At 54.1% G+C, this 24,840-nt stretch carries 25 protein-coding genes; 9 read left to right on the forward strand and 16 right to left on the reverse strand.

Annotated features, from left to right (window positions below; translation table 11 throughout):
* Window positions 1–56: 56 nt before the first annotated feature.
* Window positions 57–1,991 carry an exoribonuclease II gene (locus ACJ69_RS08020; protein ID WP_059346864.1) on the forward strand — a complete coding sequence of 645 codons (1,935 nt, stop codon included), beginning with the start codon at window positions 57–59 and terminating at the stop codon, window positions 1,989–1,991.
* 323 nt (window positions 1,992–2,314) lie between these two features.
* Entirely contained in the window at window positions 2,315–4,306 is a 1,992-nt protein-coding gene (pdeR, locus tag ACJ69_RS08025) for a cyclic di-GMP phosphodiesterase (protein ID WP_029740520.1), read from the forward strand.
* Here the strand turns inward: pdeR and ACJ69_RS08030 are convergent.
* Window positions 4,303–5,172, reverse strand: a complete 870-nt coding sequence (locus ACJ69_RS08030) for a crotonase/enoyl-CoA hydratase family protein (protein WP_054829756.1) — start codon at window positions 5,170–5,172, stop codon at window positions 4,303–4,305. The genes pdeR and ACJ69_RS08030 overlap by 4 nt on opposite strands.
* Before the next feature lie 193 nt (window positions 5,173–5,365).
* Between ACJ69_RS08030 and ACJ69_RS08035 the strand changes: the two genes are divergently transcribed.
* From ACJ69_RS08035 to osmB, 3 genes are all read left to right on the forward strand, one after another.
* The gene (locus tag ACJ69_RS08035) at window positions 5,366–5,548 is read left to right on the forward strand and encodes a YciZ family protein (RefSeq protein WP_029740522.1); all 183 of its coding nucleotides are present in this window, start codon (window positions 5,366–5,368) and stop codon (window positions 5,546–5,548) included.
* Window positions 5,549–5,591: 43 nt separating this feature from the next.
* Window positions 5,592–6,344: a DNA-binding transcriptional regulator YciT gene (gene yciT / locus ACJ69_RS08040; RefSeq protein ID WP_059346865.1), complete on the forward strand. Its 753-nt coding sequence runs from the start codon at window positions 5,592–5,594 to the stop codon at window positions 6,342–6,344.
* A 264-nt stretch (window positions 6,345–6,608) separates the two neighbouring features.
* Entirely contained in the window at window positions 6,609–6,827 is a 219-nt protein-coding gene (osmB, locus tag ACJ69_RS08045; protein WP_054829755.1) for an osmotically-inducible lipoprotein OsmB, read from the forward strand.
* A 105-nt stretch (window positions 6,828–6,932) separates the two neighbouring features.
* Here the strand turns inward: osmB and yciH are convergent, their stop codons facing one another.
* The 5 genes from yciH to pgpB form a co-directional block, all read right to left on the reverse strand.
* Window positions 6,933–7,259: a stress response translation initiation inhibitor YciH gene (gene yciH / locus ACJ69_RS08050; RefSeq protein WP_023312064.1), complete on the reverse strand. Its 327-nt coding sequence runs from the start codon at window positions 7,257–7,259 to the stop codon at window positions 6,933–6,935.
* Window positions 7,259–7,996: an orotidine-5'-phosphate decarboxylase gene (gene pyrF, locus ACJ69_RS08055; protein WP_054829761.1), complete on the reverse strand. Its 738-nt coding sequence runs from the start codon at window positions 7,994–7,996 to the stop codon at window positions 7,259–7,261. Before pyrF ends, yciH begins: the two co-directional genes overlap by 1 nt.
* 185 nt (window positions 7,997–8,181) lie before the next feature.
* A complete protein-coding gene (gene lapB / locus ACJ69_RS08060) occupies window positions 8,182–9,351 on the reverse strand; it encodes a lipopolysaccharide assembly protein LapB (RefSeq protein ID WP_023335944.1) in 1,170 nt (389 codons plus the stop codon).
* Between the two features lie 6 nt (window positions 9,352–9,357).
* Window positions 9,358–9,666 (reverse strand): LapA family protein, encoded by a 309-nt coding sequence (locus ACJ69_RS08065; protein ID WP_023312067.1) that lies wholly within the window; start codon window positions 9,664–9,666, stop codon window positions 9,358–9,360.
* 148 nt (window positions 9,667–9,814) lie between these two features.
* The gene (gene pgpB / locus ACJ69_RS08070) at window positions 9,815–10,582 is read right to left on the reverse strand and encodes a phosphatidylglycerophosphatase B (protein ID WP_054829760.1); all 768 of its coding nucleotides are present in this window, start codon (window positions 10,580–10,582) and stop codon (window positions 9,815–9,817) included.
* Between the two features lie 197 nt (window positions 10,583–10,779).
* On the opposite strand from pgpB, the gene ribA reads away from it, so the two are divergent.
* Window positions 10,780–11,370, forward strand: a complete 591-nt coding sequence (ribA, locus tag ACJ69_RS08075; protein WP_008501210.1) for a GTP cyclohydrolase II — start codon at window positions 10,780–10,782, stop codon at window positions 11,368–11,370.
* 36 nt (window positions 11,371–11,406) lie between these two features.
* Here ribA and acnA read toward each other — a convergent pair whose 3' ends face one another.
* The 6 genes from acnA to topA all read right to left on the reverse strand — a co-directional run bounded on the left by acnA (window position 11,407) and on the right by topA (window position 18,892).
* Complete coding sequence (gene acnA, locus ACJ69_RS08080; RefSeq protein WP_059346866.1) at window positions 11,407–14,082, reverse strand: aconitate hydratase AcnA; 2,676 nt, start codon at window positions 14,080–14,082, stop codon at window positions 11,407–11,409.
* Between the two features lie 161 nt (window positions 14,083–14,243).
* Window positions 14,244–14,342, reverse strand: a complete 99-nt coding sequence (gene ymiC, locus ACJ69_RS25685) for a small membrane protein YmiC (RefSeq protein ID WP_032623144.1) — start codon at window positions 14,340–14,342, stop codon at window positions 14,244–14,246.
* Between the two features lie 138 nt (window positions 14,343–14,480).
* Window positions 14,481–14,651: a hypothetical protein gene (locus ACJ69_RS25470; protein ID WP_032656727.1), complete on the reverse strand. Its 171-nt coding sequence runs from the start codon at window positions 14,649–14,651 to the stop codon at window positions 14,481–14,483.
* 2 nt (window positions 14,652–14,653) lie between these two features.
* Entirely contained in the window at window positions 14,654–14,794 is a 141-nt protein-coding gene (locus ACJ69_RS08095) for a YmiA family putative membrane protein (RefSeq protein WP_213327741.1), read from the reverse strand.
* 338 nt (window positions 14,795–15,132) lie between these two features.
* The gene (gene cysB / locus ACJ69_RS08100) at window positions 15,133–16,107 is read right to left on the reverse strand and encodes an HTH-type transcriptional regulator CysB (protein ID WP_008502814.1); all 975 of its coding nucleotides are present in this window, start codon (window positions 16,105–16,107) and stop codon (window positions 15,133–15,135) included.
* Between the two features lie 187 nt (window positions 16,108–16,294).
* Window positions 16,295–18,892, reverse strand: coding sequence for a type I DNA topoisomerase (gene topA, locus ACJ69_RS08105; protein ID WP_029740526.1), 2,598 nt, complete (start codon window positions 18,890–18,892; stop codon window positions 16,295–16,297).
* A 399-nt stretch (window positions 18,893–19,291) separates the two neighbouring features.
* Between topA and ACJ69_RS08110 the strand changes: the two genes are divergently transcribed.
* Entirely contained in the window at window positions 19,292–19,543 is a 252-nt protein-coding gene (locus tag ACJ69_RS08110; protein ID WP_023312072.1) for a YciN family protein, read from the forward strand.
* 34 nt (window positions 19,544–19,577) lie between these two features.
* Here the strand turns inward: ACJ69_RS08110 and sohB are convergent, their stop codons facing one another.
* On the reverse strand, window positions 19,578–20,624 hold the full coding sequence (gene sohB / locus ACJ69_RS08115) for a protease SohB (protein ID WP_029740527.1): 1,047 nt from the start codon (window positions 20,622–20,624) through the stop codon (window positions 19,578–19,580).
* Between the two features lie 251 nt (window positions 20,625–20,875).
* On the opposite strand from sohB, the gene ACJ69_RS08120 reads away from it, so the two are divergent.
* Window positions 20,876–21,637 (forward strand): YciK family oxidoreductase, encoded by a 762-nt coding sequence (locus ACJ69_RS08120; protein WP_059346867.1) that lies wholly within the window; start codon window positions 20,876–20,878, stop codon window positions 21,635–21,637.
* Entirely contained in the window at window positions 21,634–22,224 is a 591-nt protein-coding gene (cobO, locus tag ACJ69_RS08125) for a cob(I)yrinic acid a,c-diamide adenosyltransferase (protein ID WP_023312075.1), read from the forward strand. Before ACJ69_RS08120 ends, cobO begins: the two co-directional genes overlap by 4 nt.
* A 35-nt stretch (window positions 22,225–22,259) precedes the next feature.
* Here the strand turns inward: cobO and rluB are convergent, their stop codons facing one another.
* The 3 genes from rluB to rnm form a co-directional block, all read right to left on the reverse strand.
* Window positions 22,260–23,135, reverse strand: coding sequence for a 23S rRNA pseudouridine(2605) synthase RluB (gene rluB, locus ACJ69_RS08130; RefSeq protein ID WP_023312076.1), 876 nt, complete (start codon window positions 23,133–23,135; stop codon window positions 22,260–22,262).
* 96 nt (window positions 23,136–23,231) lie between these two features.
* Window positions 23,232–23,852 (reverse strand): L-threonylcarbamoyladenylate synthase, encoded by a 621-nt coding sequence (locus tag ACJ69_RS08135; protein ID WP_003856793.1) that lies wholly within the window; start codon window positions 23,850–23,852, stop codon window positions 23,232–23,234.
* Window positions 23,849–24,730 carry an RNase RNM gene (gene rnm / locus ACJ69_RS08140; RefSeq protein WP_029740530.1) on the reverse strand — a complete coding sequence of 294 codons (882 nt, stop codon included), beginning with the start codon at window positions 24,728–24,730 and terminating at the stop codon, window positions 23,849–23,851. Before rnm ends, ACJ69_RS08135 begins: the two co-directional genes overlap by 4 nt.
* Window positions 24,731–24,840 lie beyond the last annotated feature (110 nt).

Consider the following 24,840-nt stretch of genomic DNA (forward strand, 5'->3'; position numbering starts at 1 on the left):
ACAGTGAGAATCGCGTAAAACTGTCAGCCGCTCAATGGCTACGAAAATAGAACATTATGTTTCAGGACAACCCGCTGCTAGCGCAGCTTAAACAGCAACTGCATTCCCAGACGCCGCGTGCAGAAGGGGTCGTAAAAGCCACGGAAAAGGGCTTTGGCTTCCTTGAGGTTGACGCGCAGAAAAGCTACTTCATTCCGCCACCGCAGATGAAGAAAGTGATGCATGGCGATCGCGTCAAGGCCGTCATTCATACCGAGAAGGACCGCGAGTCTGCCGAGCCGGAAGAACTGATCGAACCGTTCCTGACCCGTTTTGTGGGTAAGGTGCAGAGAAAAGACGATCGTCTTGCTATCGTGCCGGATCATCCCCTGCTGAAAGATGCCATTCCCTGCCGCGCCGCCCGTGGCGTTGAGCATGATTTTAAAGAAGGTGACTGGGCCGTAGCAGAAATGCGCCGTCATCCTCTGAAAGGCGATCGCGGTTTTTATGCTGAGCTGACCCAGTTCATCACCTTTGGCGCCGACCATTTCGTGCCATGGTGGGTCACGCTGGCACGCCATAATCTTGAAAAAGAAGCGCCGAACGGCGTAGCGACCGAGATGCAGGACGAAGGTCTGACGCGCCGCGATCTCACCGCGCTGGAGTTTGTCACCATCGACAGCGCCAGCACGGAAGATATGGATGACGCGCTGTACGCTGAAGAGGGCGCCGATGGCAAACTCCATTTGACCGTCGCCATTGCCGATCCAACCGCCTGGATTGCCGAAGGCAGCAAGCTGGATGACGCCGCGAAAATCCGTGCGTTCACTAACTACCTGCCAGGCTTCAACATTCCGATGCTGCCGCGCGAATTGTCAGACGATCTCTGCTCGCTGCGTCCAAACGAAGTGCGCCCGGTCCTTGCCTGCCGCATGACTATCGCCGCAGATGGCGCGATTGAAGACGATATCGAGTTCTTTGCCGCCACCATCGAATCGAAAGCCAAGCTGGCCTACGATAACGTCTCCGACTGGCTTGAAAATACCGGTAGCTGGAAACCTGAATCAGACGCCATTGCCGCGCAAATCCGTCTGCTGCATCGCATCTGCCTGAACCGCGGCGAATGGCGTAAAACCCATGCACTGGTGTTCAAAGACCGCCCGGACTATCGCTTTGTTCTGGGCGAGAAAGGCGAAGTGCTGGACATCGTGGCCGAACCGCGACGCATTGCGAACCGCATCGTTGAAGAGGCGATGATTTCCGCCAACATCTGTGCCGCACGCGTGCTTCGCGACAAGCTGGGCTTTGGCATTTACAACGTCCACACCGGGTTTGATCCGGCGAATACCGAAGCGCTGGCGGCCCTGCTGAAGACTCACGATGTGCACGTTGATCCGGAAGAAGTGCTGACGCTGCCGGGCTTCTGCAAGCTTCGCCGCGAACTGGACGCGCAGCCGTCGGGTTTCCTGGACAGCCGCATTCGTCGCTTCCAGTCCTTCGCTGAAATCAGCACCGAACCTGGCCCGCACTTTGGTCTTGGCCTCGAAGCTTACGCCACCTGGACATCGCCGATCCGTAAGTATGGCGATATGGTCAACCACCGTCTGCTGAAAGCGATTATCAAAGGTGCAACCATTGCCCGTCCGCAGGAGGACACCACGCTGCAGATGGCCGATCGCCGCCGCCTGAACCGCATGGCGGAACGTGACGTTGGAGACTGGCTGTACGCGCGCTTCCTGCAGGATAAAGCCGGTACGGACACCCGTTTCGCCGCAGAGATCATCGATATCAGCCGAGGGGGGATGCGCGTCCGTCTGGTCGATAACGGTGCTGTCGCGTTTATTCCTGCGCCGTTCCTGCATGCGGTTCGTGACGAAATGGTCTGTAGCCAGGAAAACGGTACCGTGCAAATTAAAGGTGAAACAGTTTACAAAGTCACCGACGTGATTGACGTTACTATCGCCGAAGTTCGCATGGAAACCCGCAGTATTATCGCGCGCCCTGTCGCCTGATAACCGGTTCAATTGTCGGTCATTTCCTTTCCGGAAGGGCCGGCAATTTTTCTTTTTATCCCCGCCACAAAATCATTATTTTTCCTTACTATTTTCAGTATCCCTTCGCCCAAAACCGCCATAATTATCTACAGTAAAAGAGTGTTGTTATATTCGGTTACGTGAATTTCTATACGCTCAGTATCCTTTTTCACCTGACTCGTTTTATTATAAGAAAGCAGGGAAAAACAACAGGTTCACTTCGGTTTTGCCGCTGTTTCTCAACGGAAAAGTCGACAGCAAATGAATAATTTGTGCGCTAATGAACAGCTGCGGGAGAAAACATGATGGACGATCTGGAGCAGAATTTGCTGTTTCGCTACATGGGGACTCACAGCCCGTGGTGGCGCCTGTCAGCCGACAGCAACGCTCTGCACCTTTCCACCAGCGAAAATGCCGATGTCACTCAGGTCGTGGCGCTGGACGATGAACAGGCCGATCTCATCCGTCATTTAACCGTTATTACCTCCAGCATTTCCATGTCGCTCTCCCTGTACGGGGAAGATGTCCCGGTTCATCTTGTGGGCCGTAAAATTACCCGCAACGAGTGGGCAGGCACCGCTTCCGCCTGGAACGATACGCCCTCCGTAGCGCGCGATCTGGCTCAGGGGCTCTCTTTCGCGGAACAGGTTGTCTCAGAGGCCAACTCCGTCATTGTTATTCTCGATCAGCACGGCAATATTCAGCGTTTTAACCGGCTTAGCGAAGAGTACACCGGCCTGAAAGAGCAGGAAGTCATTGGTCAGAACGTATTTAAGCTGTTTATGAGCCGCAGCGAAGCGGCAGCCTCAAAGCGCAATATTACCGGTTTTTTTCGCAACGGCAGCTCCTACGAAGTCGAACGCTGGATCAAAACGCGTAAAGGGCAGCGTCTGTTTCTGTTCAGAAACAAATTCGTGCACAGCGGCAGCGGTAAAAATGAAATTTTCCTTATCTGTTCCGGGACCGATATTACCGAGGAGCGCCGCGCTCAGGAGCGGCTGCGCGTGCTGGCCAATACCGATACCATCACCGGCCTGCCAAACCGCAATGCGATCCACGACCTGATTTCTGACGCCATCGACAACCGCGGCGACACGCAGGTGGGCGTGGTGTATCTCGATCTGGATAACTTTAAAAAGGTCAACGACGCTTACGGTCATATGTTTGGCGATCAGCTGTTACAGGCCGTCGCCCTCGCCATTTTAAGCTGCCTGGACGAGGAACAGGTGCTGGCGCGACTTGGCGGTGATGAGTTTATCGTCATGGCTACCAATACCTCTCAGGGCTCTCTGGAGGCGATGGCGTCGCGCATTTTAACCCGCCTGCGTCAGCCGTTCCGAATCGGTCTTATTGAGATTTATACCGGCTGCTCCCTGGGTATCGCCCTCGCCCCGCAGCACGGGAACGACCGGGAAAGCGTTATTCGCAACGCCGATACCGCCATGTACACTGCCAAAGAGAACGGCCGGGGCAAGTTCTGCGTCTTCTCACCCGAGATGAACCAGCGCGTGTTTGAGTATCTCTGGCTGGATACCAACCTGCGCAAGGCACTGGATAACGATCAGCTTCTGATCCACTATCAGCCGAAAATAACCTGGCGCGGAGAAGTCAGAAGCCTCGAAGCGCTGGTCCGCTGGCAATCACCAGAACGCGGCCTGATCCCGCCGCTGGAGTTTATCTCTTATGCCGAGGAGTCGGGGTTGATTGTGCCGCTGGGCCGCTGGGTGATGCTCGACGTGGTTCGCCAGGTGGCAAAATGGCGCGATAAGGGAATTAACCTGCGCGTGGCGGTGAACGTCTCTGCACGCCAGCTGGCCGACCAGACCATCTTCAGCGACTTAAAGCAGGCGCTGAAGGATCTGAATTTTGAATACTGCCCGGTCGACGTCGAGTTGACCGAAAGCTGTCTTATCGAGAATGAAGAGCTGGCGCTGTCCGTGATCCAGCAGTTCAGCCGACTCGGGGCGCAAATTCATCTGGATGATTTTGGCACCGGCTACTCTTCCCTTTCTCAGCTGGCCCGTTTCCCTATCGACGCCATTAAGCTCGATCAATCTTTCGTCAGGGATATTCATAAGCAGTCTATTTCCCAGTCACTGGTGCGCGCTATCGTCGCGGTGGCGCAGGCGTTAAATCTGCAGGTGATTGCCGAGGGTGTGGAAAATGCAAAAGAAGACGCCTTTCTGACCAAGAACGGCGTCAACGAACGGCAGGGTTTTCTGTTTGCTAAGCCGATGCCCGCTGCCGCATTCGAGCGATGGCTAAAACGATATCAAGCGCGAAATCAACGTTAACTGGCTTTACGCAGGCCCGCCGCGTGATGGCGATTTTGCAGCGTGACCAGACGCTCCATGTAAGCGATATCTTTCGGCTCCAGGCAGAAAGCGGCATCTACCCAGTCTTCCGTGATGTCCATCAGTTCACTGCGGGGCAATTGCAGAACGCGCGTACGGGCGCGCAGCATCGCCCTTACGCCATTCAGTTTTGGCCGCAGCGTATCGATGAAGGTTCGGGTGGAAACATAGCTTTGTCCGGGTTCAAACAGGACATCCACCAGCCCGTGCTGTTCGTACCATTCAGCCGTATGGGATTCCCCTTTGTAGATGAGTTCCTCCGCCAGCTTCATGCCTGCACGGCGCGCAACCAGGGAATATCCTCCCATCCCCGGAAACAGGTTGAAGGCAATCTCCGGGAAACCTAAACGGGCATCGCGCTGAGCCAGGACGAAATGGTGTGCCAGAGCGGCCTCAAACCCGCCCCCTAACGCACTGCCTTCGACCATTGCCAGAGTAATGGCTCCCGTATCAAACCCCCGCGAGGCCGCATGGACGCAATCAACGCAGGCGCGAGCGTACGCCCGTAACGCTTCCCGACGTCCGTTCTGAATGCACTCGACGAAGAACTGTAAATCCCCGCCCGCATTGTACATCTCGGGAACCAGCGATCCGGTTACCCAAAAATCAACCGCAAACCCAGACTGGCGAACCAGCCATGAAAAGTTCATGATCTCCTCTATTAACGCATGGTTAAAGCAAGGACGTGGCTGAGCCCGCAGCATCATCCAGACCGTGTGACGCTCCGCCTCGTAATACCCTGACAGCTGCGTGAACCGTTCAGTATCGGTAAACAGTGTGCAGGTAGGCTGATTGATAACTGTCATAGTCTAATTCCTCTTATAAAAAAGCGCCTTGCGCGCAGTTTTAGACTAATCCACTCATTAAGCCTGCTGCATGAGGGGGAATAAATTTATCACTTACGTTTATGTAATTTAGTTATTGCATTTTTTCCCTTCTCTTTTGATCCTATTTTCTGCATCATTGAAAATATTAACTTTTCGCGCCTGGGGTGAGATTATGTCGACTATTGACGCACAAGCTGTAGCACAACGAATTGATACCGTGCTGGATATCCTGGTGGCGGGCGATTATCACTCTGCAATCCGTAATCTCGAGATCCTGAAGTCTGAACTTCTTGCTCAGAATGGTGCTGACAATGCGCCAGAAAACGGACAGCCAAAAGCGCCGTGGGAAGTTTAATCCCACCGTCTCCGACCTCGTTTCGCTTTATTAAATGGATGCTATGAATTCCCGACAACAACTTATTTTGCAGATGGTCATCGATCAGGGACGCGTAAGCGTAGTCGATCTCGCTAAAACCACTGGCGTTTCTGAAGTCACCATCCGTCAGGATCTTAATCTGCTGGAAAAACAGAGCTACCTGCGTCGCGCGCACGGATATGCTGTCCCGCTGGACAGTGACGACGTCGAAACGCGCATGATGAATAACTACGCGCTCAAACGTGAACTGGCGGAGTTTGCCGCGTCCCTGGTGAACAACGGCGAGACCGTCTTTATTGAAAACGGCAGCAGTAATGCCCTTCTGGCGCGCACGCTTGCCGATCAAAAAGACGTTACCATCATCACCGTCAGCAGCTATATCGCGCATTTGCTCAAAGAGACGCGCTGCGAGGTGATTCTGCTGGGCGGTATTTACCAGAAAAAAAGTGAAAGCATGGTAGGCCCGCTGACCCGTCAGTATGTCCAGCAGGTTCATTTCAGCAAGGCCTTTATCGGGATTGACGGCTGGCAGCCGGAGACAGGTTTTACCGGCCGGGATATGATGCGCTCTGACGTGGTGAATGCCGTGCTGGAAAAAGAGTGTGAAGCCATTGTGCTGACCGACAGTTCTAAATTTGGCGCCGTTCACCCTTATACGATGGGCCCCGTTTCACGCTTTAGCCGCGTGATTACCGACGAACGGTTGAGCGACGCGCACCGTAATAAGCTGGAAGATAACGGGCTGATCGTCAATATTATTAAAACGACCGCCTGAGTCCCCTCCGCGCCCGAATTTCGGGCGCATACGCCCCTTCTTTCTCTGAGATGATTCCTGGTACTTCTTTAAGAGTTTTTACCTGTTTAACCTGCATTAAAGTCGTAAAATTAATGTTAGCGATATAACAGGAAGTGACTATCACCTGCGTGATTACGTAACGCCTGCGCGACCAGCTTTCACGGAGAACAGAATTAAGTATTCGATTCGTCTATACTTAACGTGTACATCTTTCCGTGAATCGATAATTCAGGAGAAAGTATTATGACCTTAACCAGCAAAAAATTAGCCGCCGCTGTTCTGGCAATCACTGTAGCAATGTCCCTGAGCGCGTGCTCTAACTGGTCTCAACGTGACCGTAACACCGCTATTGGTGCCGGTGCCGGTGCTCTCGGTGGTGCAGTATTAACGGATGGTAGTACGCTGGGTACATTAGGTGGCGCTGCTGTCGGTGGTATTATCGGTCACCAGGTTGGCAAATAATTATTATCTAAGCCTTCCCCGGTATTGCGATATTTGAACGCATTTCAGGTCTGACATACGCACGTATATAACACGAGCCACGGCATTTGCCGTGGCTCATTTATTTTAACCGCCTGCCAGTTTGACTTTCATACCTTTGGCTTCCAGCAGAGATTTTATTAAATCGCGCTTATCTCCCTGGATTTCAATAATGCCGTCTTTCACGGCGCCGCCGCAGCCACATTTCTTTTTTAACTCGGCCGCCAGCTTTGCCAGTTCAGCATCATCCAGGTCAATGCCGGAGATAAGGCAAACCCCTTTCCCTTTTCGTCCACTGGTTTGACGCTGGATCCGAACGATGCCGTCCCCCTTTGGACGTTCCACTTTCGCTTTCGGCTCGTCTATACGCCCGCTATCGGTTGAATAGACCAGACGGCTGTTGGAATCGGTCATTACGCCCCCTTTTTCAGCGATGCATTGATAGCCTTAAGCGTCTCAGCCGGGTTGGCAGATTGCGTCACCGGACGCCCGATGACCATATAGTCAACGCCAGCAGCCAGCGCCTGCTCAGGCGTCATAATGCGGCGCTGATCGCCCACGTCGCTGCCTGCAGGGCGGATCCCTGGCGTGACCAGTTTAAAATCCTGGCCCAGCGCTGATTTGAAACGTACCGCTTCCTGCGCGGAGCAAACAACGCCATCCAGGCCGCAATGCTGCGTCAGACGTGCGAGACGTTCGGCATGCTCGGCGGGTGACAACGTCACGCCCAGGTCGCGAAGATCGTTTTCGTCCATACTGGTCAGCACCGTGACCGCAATCAGCAGCGGTGCATCTTTACCGAACTGCAGGAGCGCCTCGCGGGCGGCCGTCATCATTCTTGCCCCACCCGATGCATGGACGTTGACCATCCATACGCCCAGCTCTGCGGCTGCGGCAACGGCGTGCGCCGTGGTATTCGGGATATCGTGGAATTTCAGATCGAGGAAAACGTCAAAGCCGCGCTGCTGCAGATCGCGAACGATTTGCGGTCCAAACAGCGTGAACATCTCTTTGCCAACTTTCAGACGGCAGTCGCGAGGGTCGATGCCGTCGACAAACGCCAGTGCGGCGTCACGCTTATTGTAATCAAGCGCAACAACAACAGGAGAATCCGTAATTACGCGGGAAGTGGAGGATGTAACAGACGTCATGACCAGCCCTTTTCGTCTATGGGCGCGCAGCGGCGCGGAACAGATAAACGGCCAGCATTCTACCTGCCGACGCCGCAAATTGACAGGATCCATTTACGCGCCTGCCAGGCCGACAAACCGCACGGAGTTCAGGATATGGGAAAAACGATCAGTATGTTGTAACTAAAATGCGGCGTTTTAAAAAATTACTGCCCGTCCAGGCCACGGATTGGCTTGATGGTGGACCAGGCGCGGCAGGAAGGACAGTGCCAGTAGAGCGTATACGCGGTAAAACCGCACTTCTGACAGCGATAGCGCGGCTTGCTGCGCACCTGTTCGCCAACCATGTCGCGCAGCACCATCAGGCTCTCTTTGGCGCGCCCTTCTTCAGCATCGTTCAGGTGGTAATCCATCAGCTTGTGGAATACCCGCATGGTCGGATGACGCTGCAGCTGACGCGTAATATAAACCTGCGCGGTGTCGCTTCCCTCATACTGCTCAACAACGTCTGAGAGCATCAGTTCAGCGGTGGCGCCGGTATTCTCTTCCACGCAGCGACGCAGGAATGCTACCCACTCTTCCTGCTTGTCGAGCTGTTGATAGCAGGTTTGCAGCATTTCCAGCGTTTCACTGACCAGCTCTTTGTCCTGGTCGATAACCCGCAGCAGGCTTTCAACGGCTTTGGCGTAGTCGCCATTCGCCATAAAGACGCGCCCCATCATAATGGAGATTCGCGCGCTGTTGCGGTCCGCGGCGGCGCCTTTCTTCAGCAGCGCCATGGCTTTATCCATGTCGTCGTTGCCCATCTGCTGAAGCGCAAGCTCACAGTAGAAATGGGCTATCTCAACGCGCTGCTTATCTTTACCCAGCTTCACCAGACGTTCAGCGGTATCAATGGCTTTCTGCCAGTCGCTGGTGGCCTGATAAATCTGCAGGAGTTGCTGCAGCGCGCCGATGCGGAAATCTGTTTCATCCACCAGCTGCGCGAACATATCTTCAGCGCGATCGTACAACCCCGCGGCCATGTAATCCCGCCCCAGCTGTTGCACCGCAAGGAGACGTTGATCGTAGGTCAGCGAGGCGCTTTCCATCAGGGTCTGGTGAATACGTATGGCGCGATCGACCTCGCCGCGCGAGCGGAACAGGTTGCCCAGGGTGAGATGCGCTTCAACCGTCCCCGTATCCTCTTTCAGCATATCGAGGAACAGGTCTACCGCTTTGTCCTGCTGATTGCTCAGGAGGAAGTTCACCCCCGCAACGTAGTCGCGGGAGAGGCGGTTGGCCTCATCCTGTTTTGTTTGTTGCGCACTTCTGCGGCCCATATACCAGCCATAGGCTGCGGCTACAGGCAAAAGCAGAAACAACAACTCCAGCATAGTCGATTATTCCTTCACGACCGGCACACCAGAGCTTTCCGGGATGTCAGACGCAGGGGCAATGTTATTTTCGAGTCGCTTAATTTTACGTTCAGCGCGCGCAAGAGAAACACGGACTTTCAGCCAGAACAGACCGCAAACCAGCCAGCCAATGGCAAATCCGGCAGCAAATAAGACCGCCAGCAGGCTCGAGACGCGATACTCACCCTGAGCCAGCAGATAGTTAAACGTCACCTGCTGATCGTTTTGTGCACCCAACGTGACTGAAATGACAAAAATCGCCAATACCAGTAAGAAAATGAGTAAATATTTCACATTACTTCCCGTTATGTGGTTCAAGCGAATAAAGTGTGTTCAATTCACCGCAATCAGCCTTATAAACTACCATTTTAGCGACGAGCGCGAAACGGAAAAAGTGACGCGCAGGTCATGGATCTATGGGCAAAATACGGAATATCAACCGTCAGGCGTCCGTTTGGTCCCTTTCGGCTATTTCTTCTTTCTCTTCCGGCGGTGGCGTTAGCGGGCCGCAGAATCGTTCAGAAAGCCAGGTGGCCAGCGTCACCAGCAGCCATGAGATCAGCGTGGCGACGACCAGGTCCCGGGGCCAGTGCATCCCCAGCAGCAAGCGGCTGCCCATGACTCCCGTCGCCCAGACCAGTAAAATCACGATAGTAATCGTTCGACGCCTTGGCCAAAGCAGCCCAACCCCCAGCAACGCCCAGCTGGCCGCAAACATGGTGTGACCGGAAGGAAACGCGAACCCGGTCTCTTTCTGCCAGTGTTTACGCAAGAATTTCGGGATATCCTGCTGTTCCGCAAGCTGTTCTTTCACCAGCGCGCCACGATCTTTACGTTTTAAATTGTAGAACTCATCCACCGGAACATGATGCGTTTTTTCCAGCCAGATGACAAAAGGACGTGGCTCCTGAACGCGATCTTTAACCCAGGACTTCACACCCTGACCGACAAGGATAGCGCCCCCGAGGATCGCAAAGAGCATTAGCGCCGCGCGCAAACGAAAGCGCAGGCACCACAGAAACCAGGCGCAGAGGAGTACGTGGGTAATAATCCCCCACGGCTGGGTGACCGTTTCCGTTATCCAGTATAACGTTTTCAGCCACGTGGCATTATGCCCGGGCTGCCACATCCAGCCTGAAAGCCATACGGCCAGAGGCATAATCAGTAAAATGGCCGCACCTGCTGCCGTACGTCTGGCGATTGAAAGCATGTCTTCTCCTTTTTCGCTAAGCGTCACAATCATAACTGAAATTAATCCTTTGGGTGGATATGTCGGATCGTGCGTTTAACGTTCATATAGCATGGTGCCCATTAGGCGAACCTGCTGAGCTTGTGGCAAAATGAACTGATACAGAAAGCAAAACAGGGCAAAGGCACGAAACGTGTCAGCCTACTCTGGAGAATCACATGCAGCTTAAACGTGTGGCAGAAGCCAAACTGCCAACCCCATGGGGCGATTTCCTGATGGTGGGTTTTGAAGAACTGGCAACCGGACAGGATCATGTCGCGCTGGTATATGGCGACATTTCAGGGCAGACGCCGGTTCTGTCCCGCGTCCATTCAGAGTGTCTTACCGGCGACGCGCTGTTCAGCCTCCGCTGTGATTGTGGTTTCCAGCTGGAAGCCGCCCTGTCTCATATTGCAGAAGAAGGTCGCGGTGTGCTGCTTTATCACCGTCAGGAAGGTCGTAATATTGGTCTCCTGAATAAAATCCGCGCCTACGCGCTTCAGGACCAGGGCTACGATACGGTTGAAGCAAACCATCAGCTCGGCTTTGCCGCTGACGAACGCGACTTCACCCTATGCGCCGATATGTTCAAGCTGCTGGGCGTGGACGAAGTTCGGCTGCTGACCAATAACCCGAAAAAAGTGGAGATCCTGACCGAAGCGGGGATCAACATAGTCGAGCGCGTACCGCTGATTGTCGGCCGTAACCCGAAAAACGCCCACTACCTTGATACCAAAGCCGCCAAGATGGGCCATCTGCTGAAAGAGTGATGCTAAAAGCCCGGCACGCGCGCCGGGCTTGTTTCATCAGTCCAGCATCTTACGAATCACATAATGTAAAATGCCGTCGTTCTGGTAATAGGTCAGCTCGGTTGCCGTATCAATACGGCACCGGCAATCCAGCACCTCGGTTTTCCCGTCTGCCCGCGTTAGCTTCACCGGCACCGTTTTCCCCGGCTGCAGGTTTTGCAGACCGCTAATCTCAATCTGCTCTTCCCAGGTCAGTCCCAGCGTTTTACGCGTCACGCCCTGCGGGAACTCAAGCGGCAGGATCCCCATACCGATCAGATTCGAGCGATGAATACGTTCAAACGATTCGGCGATAACCACGCGAACGCCAAGCAGACGCGGACCTTTCGCCGCCCAGTCGCGGCTGGAGCCGGAACCGTACTCTTTCCCGGCGATCACCGCCAGCGGTGTTCCTTCCTGTTGATATTTGACCGCAGCATCATAAATCGAAACCACTTCCGTCCCCGGCAGATGGCGCGTCATGCCCCCTTCCACGCCCGGTACCATTTCGTTACGAATGCGAATGTTGGCAAAGGTCCCGCGCATCATGACCTCATGATTGCCGCGACGCGAGCCGTAGGAGTTAAAATCGCGGCGTTCGACGCCCCGGCTCTGTAGATAACGGCCTGCCGGGCTATCGGCTTTGATACTCCCCGCCGGAGAGATATGGTCGGTCGTGACGGAATCTCCCAGCATCGCCAGTATGCGCGCGCCGTGGATATCCTTAAGCGGTGCCGGCTCGGCCAGCATCTCGTCAAAGAACGGCGACAGACGAATATAGGTAGAGTCATCCTGCCAGTCGTAGGTATCTGAGCCCACGACGTTGATGGTTTTCCACTCCGGCGTGCCTTCAAAGACCTCCGCATACTCTTTGCGGAACATCTCGGTTGAGACCTTTTCAACGGCCAGCGCGATTTCACGCGAAGATGGCCAGATATCTTTCAGGTAGACAGGATCATTCTTGCGATCGTGACCAATTGGATCGGTCGCCAGGTTGATATTCATGTTCCCTGCAAGGGCATACGCCACAACCAGCGGCGGCGAGGCGAGCCAGTTGGTTTTCACCAGCGGGTGAATACGCCCTTCAAAATTTCGGTTACCGGACAGGACCGCGCCTACCGTCAGGTCACCCTGCTTGATCGCCGTTTCAATGGGTTCAGGCAGCGGACCGGAGTTACCAATACAGGTCGTACAGCCGTAGCCCACGAGGTTAAAGCCCAGCTCGTCAAGGTACGGCGTCAGTTTGGCCTGCGCCAGGTAATCCGATACCACTTTGGAACCCGGTGCCAGCGAGGCCTTGACCCATGGCTGAGGTTTTAGCCCAAGCTCTACCGCCTTTTTCGCCAACAGACCGGCCGCCATTAATACGCTGGGGTTCGAGGTGTTGGTGCAGGAGGTAATGGCCGCAATAACAACCGCGCCATCCGGGAGCTGATACTGATGTCCGTTCAGAACATAGTCGACCGGACGGTGGTCTTTCTGCGCCACGTTCACTTCCAGGGCATTGCTGGCGGCAAAGGCTTTTGGCACGTCACTCAGCGCAACCCGATCCTGCGGACGTTTCGGCCCGGCGAGGCTCGCCTCGACGCTTCCCATATCGAGCTCAAGCGTGCTGGTGAAGACCGGTTCATCGCCCGGGTTTCGCCACATGCCCTGCGCTTTGGTATAGGCCTCCACCAGCGCGACCTGCTCTTCGCTGCGCCCGCTAAGGCGCATGTATTCCAGCGTGACGTCATCGATGGGGAAAAAGCCGCAGGTTGCACCGTATTCCGGCGCCATATTGGCAATGGTGGCACGGTCGGCAAGCGGCAGTGAATCCAGACCATCACCGTAGAATTCTACAAACTTGCCCACCACACCATGCTTACGCAGCATCTGGGTGACGGTGAGCACCAGATCGGTGGCGGTAATGCCTTCAGACAGCTTGCCGGTGAGCTTGAAGCCCACCACGTCAGGGATAAGCATGGACACCGGCTGGCCGAGCATAGCCGCTTCCGCTTCGATCCCTCCGACGCCCCAGCCCAGCACGCCCAAACCGTTGATCATGGTGGTATGAGAGTCCGTGCCCACCAGCGTGTCCGGATAGGCGACCCACTCTTTATCCTGCAATTCACTCCAGACGGCTTTACCCAGATATTCAAGATTCACCTGGTGACAAATACCGGTACCCGGCGGGACCACGCTAAACCGGCTGAACGCCTGCTGTCCCCACTTCAGGAACACGTAACGCTCGTGGTTGCGCTCCATCTCCAGACGCACGTTCTCGCCAAAGGCGTCGTCATCACCAAAGCGGTCAACGGTTACGGAGTGGTCAATGACGAGGTCAACGGGGGAAAGCGGATTCACTTTTGCCGTATCTCCGCCGAGACGCTTAACGGCCTCGCGCATCGCGGCTAAATCAACGACGGCAGGAACACCGGTAAAGTCCTGCATCAGCACCCTGGCCGGGCGGTAGGCGATTTCTCTGTCGGCATGGGCATTTTCTAGCCACCCTGCCAGCGCCTGGATATCATCGAGGGTGACAGAGTCACCGTCCTGCCAGCGCAATAGATTTTCCAGTAAAACTTTCAATGACTTGGGTAAACGCGAAATGTCCCCAAGCGTTCTGGCGGCCAGCGGCAGGCTGTAGTAATGCCAGGTTTTATTTTCTGCCTGTAACGTGTCCTTACTGGCTTCGCGTAGGGTTAACGACATAAGCTCCTCCTTAATCACAGAGATGCCCCGACAATCATCAGGGCCGTAATTAAAGATAACACAAAGATGTCGTAACGTTTTAATAACAACCCAAATTGATAAATTTAGGATTGGTCCAGAAAGGAAAAACAAAAAACCCCGCCGTAGCGAGGTTTTACAATTTAGTGGAGGGCCAACCAGATGAGCTGACTCCAGAACAGAATCGACACGGTAAAAACGCCGATCCATGACCAGTATTTGTGAGACGTCATGTTATTCATCATAGGGACACCAGGCATTATTTATTAAAAGTTCCGAGGTAAGTCCTCAGTGCTATATTGCTGATGTGTATTTATTAAAGAGTACAAAAGTGCAGAGTCGATATTCAGACTATTTGCATCATTATGCAATTAACTAAATTATTGTTTTTTGGGTTCGTCTTCAGCGAACACATCAATAAACGCTTGCTGCTGCGGCGTCAGTTTCCAGGACGCGGGTACAACAGTCGCAGGTGCTTTACGCCCTCTGTGGCCATTGTCACGATGCTGACACATCTGTTTTACCGTTTCTGTACGTACCGTCACTGCCATATTTAACCCCAATATTTCCAGGCCAGGAGAGCAACCACCACCCAAAACAGGGTAGAGACGAGAAAGACCGCCAGCCAGGCTTTACGCTTGAGCGCAGGATCCCTTTGCGGTTCTTCACTTCCTGAAGGCATTGCTAACCTCATACAATCGACATCGCTTATCATTTAGGACCAAACAATTGGTACAATTAATCATCTGTTGAGATAAATCCTAAAGAAACTTTAGCCGAAAAGCCAGTGAATTTACGCACCGGAAGGTATGAAATATTCAATCTTTTGACCAGAAATAAATAATTGAAAAGAAAAATTTGCGAAGGCGTAAATTAGTTTCTACTTTTGTCGCCAATTCACGACATTATAACCTTACGGATTAAATGGATAATGACATTATATGACAGGGGATGCGTAGATGATGATAATTCTAATTTAGCTTTGAGGTGTTATTTCGGTATCTTTCCCTAAGGGAAAGATACCGGGTGTGATTATTTTTCGGGGAGTTTGATGTCTTTAAACATCTCTTCAATATCTTCATTTGAGCGTAATGCAACGGCGGTATCAACCACATCACGCGTTAAATGAGGGGCAAAGCGCTGAATAAAATCATACATATAGCTGCGCAGGAAGGTGCTGCGACGGAAGCCAATCTTTGTGGTGCTATGACTGAAAACATCATGCGCATCAAGACGCACCAGGTCAGGGTCTGACACCGGATCCACCGCCATGCTGGCAATGACGCCAACCCCCAGACCAAGCCGCACATAGGTTTTAATCACGTCGGCGTCCGTTGCGGTAAAGACAATGCGCGGCGTTAACCCTGCCCGGTTAAAGGCCGTATCAAGCTCGGACCGTCCGGTAAAGCCAAACGTATACGTCACCAACGGATATTGAGCCAGCTCTTCGATAGTGACCGACCCTTTACCCGCCAGGGGGTGATCGGGGGTCACCACGATAGAACGATTCCAGTGATAGCAAGGAAGCATCACCAGATCGTCATACAGGTGAAGCGCTTCGGTGGCGATGGCAAAGTCTGCATTACCCTTGGAGACGGCTTCAGCAATTTGCGTTGGCGAGCCCTGGTGCATATGCAAAGAGACGCGAGGATAACGCTCGATAAAGCCTTTGATAACGCCGGGTAGCGCATAGCGTGCCTGGGTATGCGTCGTGGCAATATACAGCGAACCTTTATCCGGCCAGGTGTGTTCCCCCGCCACAGACTTAATTGCGTCGACTTTGGAGAGGACTTCCCGCGCAATGCGGATGATTTCCTGCCCCGCAGGCGTTACCTGGGTGAGATGCTTACCGCTGCGGGCAAATATCTGGATACCTAACTCGTCCTCCAGCATACGAACTTGTTTGCTGATGCCCGGTTGCGAGGTATATAACCCCTCGGCGGTAGAAGAGACGTTAAGGTTATGATTCACCACCTCAACGATATAACGAAGCTGCTGTAATTTCATGCCAGACCATCCGATTTAGCGCATGCGGTCAATCGCTTAAGACGATTTAATAATAAGAAACAGGTTAACTATAACCACTATATCATTTATAGCCTGACTGTATAGTACGGAACAAAAAATAATAACAAGGCAATAAAAAAGGGCCGGAAATCCGGCCCTTTAACAGGTAAGTTACGGTAAGGGAAGATTATTTCTTGCCTTCAACCCATTTGCCATCGACAAAGAAGGCTGACCATCCGGTCGCTTTACCCTCTTTCTCGGCCGCAACATACTGCTGCTTGGTTTTACGGCTAAACCGCACCACGGTTTTGTTGCCTTCCGGATCCTGCTGTGGCGCATCGGCCAGATAACGCAGTTTCTCAGGCAGACGATCGCGGAAGCGATGCAACTCTTCCACCAGCGGCGCGCGCGTTTCACGCGATTTCGGGAAGGTGTTGGCGGCCAGGAAGACACCTGCGGCACCATCACGCAGCACGAAGTACGCGTCTGATTTCTCGCACGGCAGTTCTGGCAGCGGAACCGGATCTTCCTTCGGAGGAGCCACTTCGCCGTTACGCAGGATTTTGCGCGTGTTTTTACACTCGTCGTTGGTACAGGCCATGTACTTACCGAAACGCCCCATTTTCAGGTGCATTTCAGAGCCACACTTCTCGCATTCCACAATCGGGCCGTCATAGCCTTTAATGCGGAACTCGCCCTCTTCGATCTCATACCCGTCACACGTTGGGTTATTACCGCAAACGTGCAGCTTACGTTTTGGATCGATCAGGTAGCTGTCCATTGCCGTGCCGCATTTCTTGCAGCGGCGTTTGGCACGCAGAGCGTTAGTTTCCGCATCGTCACCTTCCAGCACGTTGAGAACTTCGTTCTCAGGCACCAGGTTGATGGTGGTTTTGCAGCGCTCTTTTGGTGACAGCGCGTAGCCGGAGCAGCCAAGGAACACGCCCGTGGTTGCGGTACGGATCCCCATCTTGCGGCCGCAGGTTGGGCAGTCGATGCTGGTCAGAACCATCTGGTTAGGCAGCATGCCGCCCTCTTCAGGGTCTTTCTCCGCTTTTTCAAGCTGGTCGGTAAAGTCGCTGAAGAAGCTGTCGAGTACCTTTTTCCATTCCGCCTGATGGCTGGCAACCTGGTCGAGGCTGTCTTCCATTTGCGCGGTGAAATCGTAGTTCATCAATTCGCGGAAGTTAGCTTCCAGACGGTCGGTGACGATCTCACCCATTTTTTCCGCATAGAAACGACGGTTTTCAACGCGCACGTAGCCACGGTCCTGAATCGTCGAGATGATGGACGCGTAGGTCGACGGACGACCAATACCGCGTTTTTCCAGCTCTTTCACCAGGGACGCTTCACTGAAGCGCGCAGGCGGCTTGGTGAAGTGCTGTGCCGGAACCAGATCGACAAGCGACAACTCGTCACCTTTATTAACCGCAGGCAGCGTTCTGTCTTCATCGCCTTTACGCAGCGCAGGCATCACTTTCGTCCAGCCGTCGAAGCGCAGAATACGACCGCGCGCCTTCAGGCGGAAATCACCCGCGCCGACGGTCAGCGTTGTGGAGTCGTACTTCGCAGGCGTCATCTGACAAGCGACAAACTGGCGCCAGATCAGCTGATACAGCTTCTGCGCATCCGCTTCCATATCTTTTAACGATTCCGCGAGGACGGAGACGTCGGAAGGACGAATTGCTTCGTGCGCTTCCTGGGAATTCTCTTTGCTGGCGTACTGATTCGCACTTTCCGGCAGGTATTTTTTGCCGAAATTGTCGCTGATATAGCCGCGAACCATATTAACAGCGTCCTGGCTCAGGTTGGTGGAGTCAGTACGCATGTAGGTGATGTAGCCCGCTTCATACAGGCGCTGCGCCATCATCATGGTTTTCTTCACGCCATAACCCAGACGCGTGCTTGCAGCCTGTTGCAGCGTTGAAGTAATAAACGGCGCACCCGGCTTGCTGCTGGTCGGTTTGTCTTCACGTTCCAGCACCTGATAGCGTGCTTTTTCCAGCAGCGCTACGGCGGCCATGGTCTGGTCGCGGTTTTCCGGACGGAAAGGCTTATCGTTGTGATGGCTCACCTGCAGCGGCAGAGCGTCACCGCCCGGCGTGGTCACATTGGCATCGACTTCCCAGAACTCTTCCGGCACGAAGGCTTTAATTTCGCGCTCACGCTCAACGACCAGACGCACGGCGACGGATTGCACACGCCCTGCAGACAGGCCACGGGCAATCTTCTTCCACAGCAGTGGAGAGACCATGTAGCCCACCACGCGGTCCATAAAGCGACGTGCCTGCTGTGCGTTTACGCGGTCAATATTCAGTTCGCCCGGCTTCTCAAACGCCTGACGAATCGCATTCTTCGTAATTTCGTTAAACACTACACGGCTGTAGCGTTTGTCATCACCACCGATCACTTCCCGCAGGTGCCACGCAATGGCTTCCCCTTCGCGGTCAAGGTCGGTTGCGAGATAGATGTGGTCTGCTTTTTCAGCAAGCTGCTTCAGCTCGTTAACGACTTTTTCTTTCCCGGGCAGCACTTCATATTGTGCATCCCAGTTATGCCATGGGTTAACACCCATGCGGTTGACAAGCGCGCTACGTTCATCCTTTTTAGGCTTTTTAGCCCCTTTGGTGGAGGTAGAGTCTGCGCTCTTTTTGCTGGCTGAGCCACTGGTCGGCAAATCGCGGATATGACCCACGCTGGACTTAACCACGTAGTCATTACCCAGATACTTATTGATCGTTTTGGCTTTTGCCGGGGACTCAACGATGACGAGAGCTTTACCCATATTCACCTTTACCTAATTTAATTCTTCCAGGAATACGCCGCACGTTGATTTCCCTTCCGCTGACGACGAGCCAATGATATTGCGACTGCGTCAGGAGATATCAACCCCTTTGACTTACCGGACGTTAATGAGAAGACGCCCAGGTGATTGAGTTTTCGGGTATTTTTCTCACATCTCGTGTAATTCGTGACGAATTCCCGGTTGAATGTCAAGCAATTCTGTTGCCAGAATGACGAAAGCGCACACTCTACCTGATAAAATTCGTTACGCAACTTTATTAGCATGCAAAAGCAGATCCCGCCAGCCAGGCCCCTGCACCTTATCCCCTCACATTACAGGGAAAATTTGCCCCCAAAGCGCCCTCGGCGTAGACTATTGTCACTGTTTAAGGAGTGGATTATGCAGAATACGACCCAACCTATTGACCGAGCCTCTCTGCTTATCGAAGCAAACAAGCTTATCCGTGACCATGAAGATACGCTGGCGGGCATTGAAGCCACTGGCGTAGAGCAGCGTAATGGCGTGCTGATTTTCAGCGGCGAATACTTCCTTGACGAACAGGGTTTACCGACCCCGAAAAGCACCGCCGTGTTTAACATGTTCAAATACCTGGCGCATACGCTTTCAGAGAAATATCACCTGGTCGATTAACGCAAAACGCGAGGCATATGCCTCGCGTTTTTGTTTACAGCAGCGGTTTTTGTCCGCGCTGTAGCCAGCGCAACAGCAGGCGATCCGCGCTTTCCGCTGCACTGTTGGTAAAGCGGTCAAGGAGTCGCTTACGCTGGGTAAAGCGCACGCCCACCAGCTCCCGGCCTTCCATTAGATTGAGCAGCAGATCGTCGCTGGTTCCGACCTCATCCACCAGCCCTTTCTCCTGCGCCTGGACGCCGTACCAGTGCTCGCCCGTCGCGACCTGTTCAATATCGAGCGTTGGGCGCATACGGTGTACAAAATCTTTAAAGAGATGATGCGTTTCGTTGAGATCTTCGCGGAATTTTTGACGCCCTTCTTCCGTGTTTTCCCCCAGCAGCGTCAGGGTACGTTTGTACTGACCCGCCGTGTGAAGTTCGATATCAATCTCTTTATTTTTCAGGAAGCGGTTAAAGTTCGGAATTTGCGCGACCACGCCGATCGAGCCAATAATGGAGAACGGCGCGGCAACAATTTTGTCCGCCACGCAGGCCATCATGTAGCCACCGCTCGCCGCCACTTTATCCACGGCCACGGTCAGCGGGATCTGTTTTTCACGCAGGCGCTGCAGCTGTGAGGCGGCCAGTCCGTAACCGTGAACCACCCCGCCCGGGCTTTCAAGACGCACGACAACCTGATCCTGCGGTGTCGCCACGGCCAGAACGGCAGTCACTTCTTCCCGCAGAGAAGAAACTTCATGCGCATCCATACTGCCTTTAAAATCGAGCACATAGACGCGCGGCGTGGCCTTATCCTGCGGCGCATTGAGCTTTGCTTTTGCCTTTGCCGCTTTGGCTTCCTGTTTATGTTTTTTCTTCTGCGCTTTCAGCCAGAGTTTCTGTTGATGACTATCAAGCAGCGCCAGAGACATCTCTTCCTGCATCTCTTTATACTGCTCGCTCAGGCGGGTGATGCGTAACTCCCCACGCTGACGCTTGCGCTGCGTCAGGTTGACAATCAGAACGGCTACCACCGCAATGGCAACCACCACCGTCGCGATTTTGGCCAAAAACAACCCATATTGAGAAAGTAATTCCACGCGTTCCACCTTGATTTAACCACGAATCTTTCACGGCAGTGTACAACAGCCCTGCCCATGCGTCTCGCTCGTGACATTACCTCTGCGAGCCGCCTTCAGGAATCCCCGGGCTGGAGTTTAAATATTTGCAAATTGTTAATTTTACAGTAATGCCTCCTGTAGACTGATTGAATTATTAGGCTAATTCGGGCATAAAGCCGAAAAGTCATTATAAAGGCGCCATTGCATCACCGGTCGCCTGAGGAGTCACCGTGCATTATCAACCGCAAAAAAATCTGCTGCACAACCGGATTATTCTTGTCACCGGTGCCAGCGACGGGATTGGCCGCGAGGCAGCCCTGACATACGCCGAATATGGCGCGCACGTCATTTTGATCGGGCGCAACGAAGAAAAACTGAAAAGCGTCGCTCAGGAGATTGAGGCTGCATGCGGCACGCCGGCCCCGTGGTATACGCTCGATTTACTGACCTGCACGCCTGCGGTGTGCCAGGAATTAGCCCAGCGCATCAGCGCTCACTATCCGAGACTCGACGGCGTGCTGCATAACGCCGGTTTGTTAGGCGAGGTTCGTCCGATGGATAAACAGGATCCTGATATCTGGCAGCAGGTGATGCAGGTCAACGTCAACGGCACGTTTTTCCTCACACAGGCATTGCTTCCTTTATTACTCAAATCCGAGTCAGGGTCCCTGGTCTTTACCTCGTCCAGCGTTGGCCGTGAAGGACGCGCAAACTGGGGAGCCTATGCCGTATCAAAATTCGCGACCGAAGGCATGATGCAGGTGCTGGCGGAGGAGTATCAGAGCCGCCATCTGCGCGTAAACTGCATTAACCCGGGCGGTACGCGCACCAAAATGCGCGCCAGCGCGTTCCCGAGCGAAGATCCGCAGAAGCTGAAAACCCCGGCAGACATTATGCCGCTCTATCTCTGGCTGATGGGCGACGACAGCCGCCGCAAAACCGGGATGACCTTTGACGCCCAGCCGGGACGTAAACCTGGAATTTCTCAATGAGTGAAGAACGTCATCAGCAGCGCCAGCAGCGTCTGAAAGAACAGGTCGATGCGCGCGTCGCGGCAGCCCAGGACGAACGTGGGATCGTCATCGTTTTTACCGGCAACGGCAAGGGCAAAACCACTGCCGCATTCGGCACGGCGACACGCGCCGTCGGACACGGTCAAAAAGTGGGCGTGATCCAGTTTATCAAAGGCGAATGGCCCAACGGTGAGCGGAATTTGCTTGAGCCTCACGGCGTTGAGTTTCAGGTAATGGCGACCGGGTTTACGTGGGATACTCAGAACCGGGAAACGGATACTGCAGCCTGTCTCGCCGTCTGGGAGCATGCAAAGAGAATGCTGGCCGATCCCTCGCTGAATATGGTTCTGCTGGATGAGATCACCTATATGGTCGCCTACGACTACCTGCCGCTGGAAGCCGTGCTGGATGCTCTGAAGAATCGTCCTGTACACCAGACGGTTATCGTCACGGGGCGCGGGTGTCATCGGGATATTCTGGAGATGGCCGATACCGTCAGCGAGCTGCGTCCGGTCAAACATGCGTTTGATGCGGGCATCAAAGCGCAAATTGGAATTGATTACTAAAGAAAAAAGCCCGGCGTGTTCACCGGGCTTTTGTATTAACCGTTGTTGTTACGGCTGCCGGAGCGGCGGCTGCTGCTCACCTGGCTGTGTCGCTTCACCGCGCGACGGATCTGATTCGCCTTCATGCGACGACGATCTTTCTCCACCGCCACTTTTGAGGTGGTTTCCGGTGTCAGGCCGACAAGCTCGCGCAGGTAGTTGGTTTGGGTCAGATCCAGTTCGGTATAACCACCGCGCGGCAGACCTTTCGGCAGCAGAATGTCGCCGTAACGGACGCGGATCAGACGGCTCACCTGGACGCCTACCGCTTCCCAGAGACGACGCACCTCGCGGTTACGGCCTTCGGTCAGGGTCACGTTGTACCACTGGTTAATGCCTTCCCCACCGGTAAATTTGATGGTTTTGAACGCCGCAGGACCGTCTTCCAGCTGAACGCCACGCGACAGATCGCGCAGTTTATTCTCATCAACCTGGCCAAATACGCGCACCGCATATTCACGTTCCACTTCACGGCTTGGGTGCATCAGACGGTTTGCCAGTTCACCATCGGTGGTGAACAGCAGCAGACCGCAGGTGTTTACGTCCAGACGACCGACGGCAATCCAGCGAGCGCCGCGCAGTTTAGGCAGACGGTCAAACACCGTCGGGCGACCTTCCGGGTCGTTGCGGGTGCACAGCTCGCCTTCCGGCTTGTAGTAAGCCAGCACGCGGCAGATCTGTTCAGCGGACTCTTTCACGGAGATGAGGTGACCGTCGATGCGGATCTTCAGCCCCGGTACGATTTCAACGCGGTCACCCAGCGTGGCGATTTTACCGTCCACACTCACGCGGCCCGCTTCAATAATGGCTTCGATTTCACGGCGTGAGCCGTGGCCGGCACGCGCCAGCACTTTCTGTAACTTCTCGCTCATTGAGCTTCCTCAGGTGTCGCCTTCACAGGCGTCGAATCAGGTCAAAAGAGGGCTGAGCCCTGCTTTGATGGCCGCGTAGTATATCTGCTTATACCTTTACAAGAAAGGCTTTACGTCACCCACGCCTTCACGAATCACTTCCGGTGCATCTTCGGTTAAGTCGACAACGGTGGTCGGCTGCTGGCCGAGATAGCCGCCGTGGATAATCAGCTCGACCACCTTCTCCAGACGATCTTTGATCTCTTCCGGATCGGACTCGGTAAACTCACTTCCGGGCAGCATCAGCGAGGTAGATAGCATCGGTTCGCCGAGGGTTTCCAGCAGCGCCTGCGCAATCGGGTTCGACGGCACGCGCATGCCGATGGTTTTACGTTTTTCCTGCAGCAGACGACGCGGTACTTCCTTCGTGCCCTTCAGGATGAAGGTGTAGTTACCCGGCGTGTTGTTCTTAATCAGGCGAAACGCCACGTTATCAACATACGCATAGGTCGACAGCTCAGAGAGATCGCGGCACATCAGGGTAAAGTTATGGCCGTCCGGCAGCTGACGAATACGGCAAATGCGCTCCATTGCCCCTTTATCTTCAATTTTACAGCCCAGCGCGTAACCTGAATCGGTCGGGTAGACAATCACGCCGCCTTTGCGGACGATCTCCACGGCCTGGTTGATCAGACGTGGCTGCGGGTTATCCGGATGGATATAGAAAAACTGACTCATACTTCCCTCTCTTCAATTTGCTGCGGCTGTTCCCAGAGCTGCCAGACCGGCTCAACGCCAGCGGGCAACCAGAGCTTGCGCCCCAGTTCGATCCACGCGCAGGGCTGATGGAAATCAGAGCCCTGTGAACCAAGCAGGCCGAACTGACGGGCATAGGTCGCGAGCTGCGCGCGCTCGTTGGGCGCCTGCTGACACTGGGCGACTTCCATCGCCTCGCCACCGCATTCGGCAAAGTGTGCCAGCAGCCTTTTCAGCCATTTAGCAGAAAGATTATACCGCCCCGGATGGGCCAGCACGGCCTTACCGCCAGAATGATGAATCACATCAATAGCTTGTTTTATTGTACACCACTGTGGCGGAACGTATCCGGTTTTACCGCGTGCCAGATACTTTTTAAAGACGTCGGCCATGTTCGTCGCTTTGCCCGCGTCGACCAGAAAACGGGCGAAATGACCGCGGGTAACCGCCCCGCCGTTCGCCATCTTTTGCGCGCCTTCCAGCGCGCCCGGAATATGCGCCTTTTCCAGACGCTCGCCGATCATCTCTGCGCGCTGATTGCGGCGCGTTTTTTGTTCTTGCAAAAATGCCGTAAGTGCCGGATGGTCTATATCGATGTTCAGGCCAACAATATGAATCTCATGGTTTTCCCAGACGGTCGAGATCTCGACGCCGGACACCAGATTCAGCGCCAGCCCGCTGCGGGCAATCTCGGCGCGCGCCGCCGGAATGGCATCAGTGGTATCGTGATCGGTTATCGCCAGCGTGCCGACGCGCATTTCAACGGCGCGATGAACCAGGGCTTCGGGTGTCAGCAGGCCATCAGAGGCCTGAGTATGGCTGTGTAAATCATAAATAATGGCGTAGGTGGTATCGCTCAAAGCACTTCCCATAACAGGTTAGAGACATCCGAAAACACCATGATACCGACTTAACGCGAAATTCTGAAATCAAGGGTTGACAACTCGCCATCGAACTAGTTAACTAGTAC

This window comes from Enterobacter asburiae, from assembly GCF_001521715.1.
GTDB classification, from domain to species: domain Bacteria; phylum Pseudomonadota; class Gammaproteobacteria; order Enterobacterales; family Enterobacteriaceae; genus Enterobacter; species Enterobacter asburiae.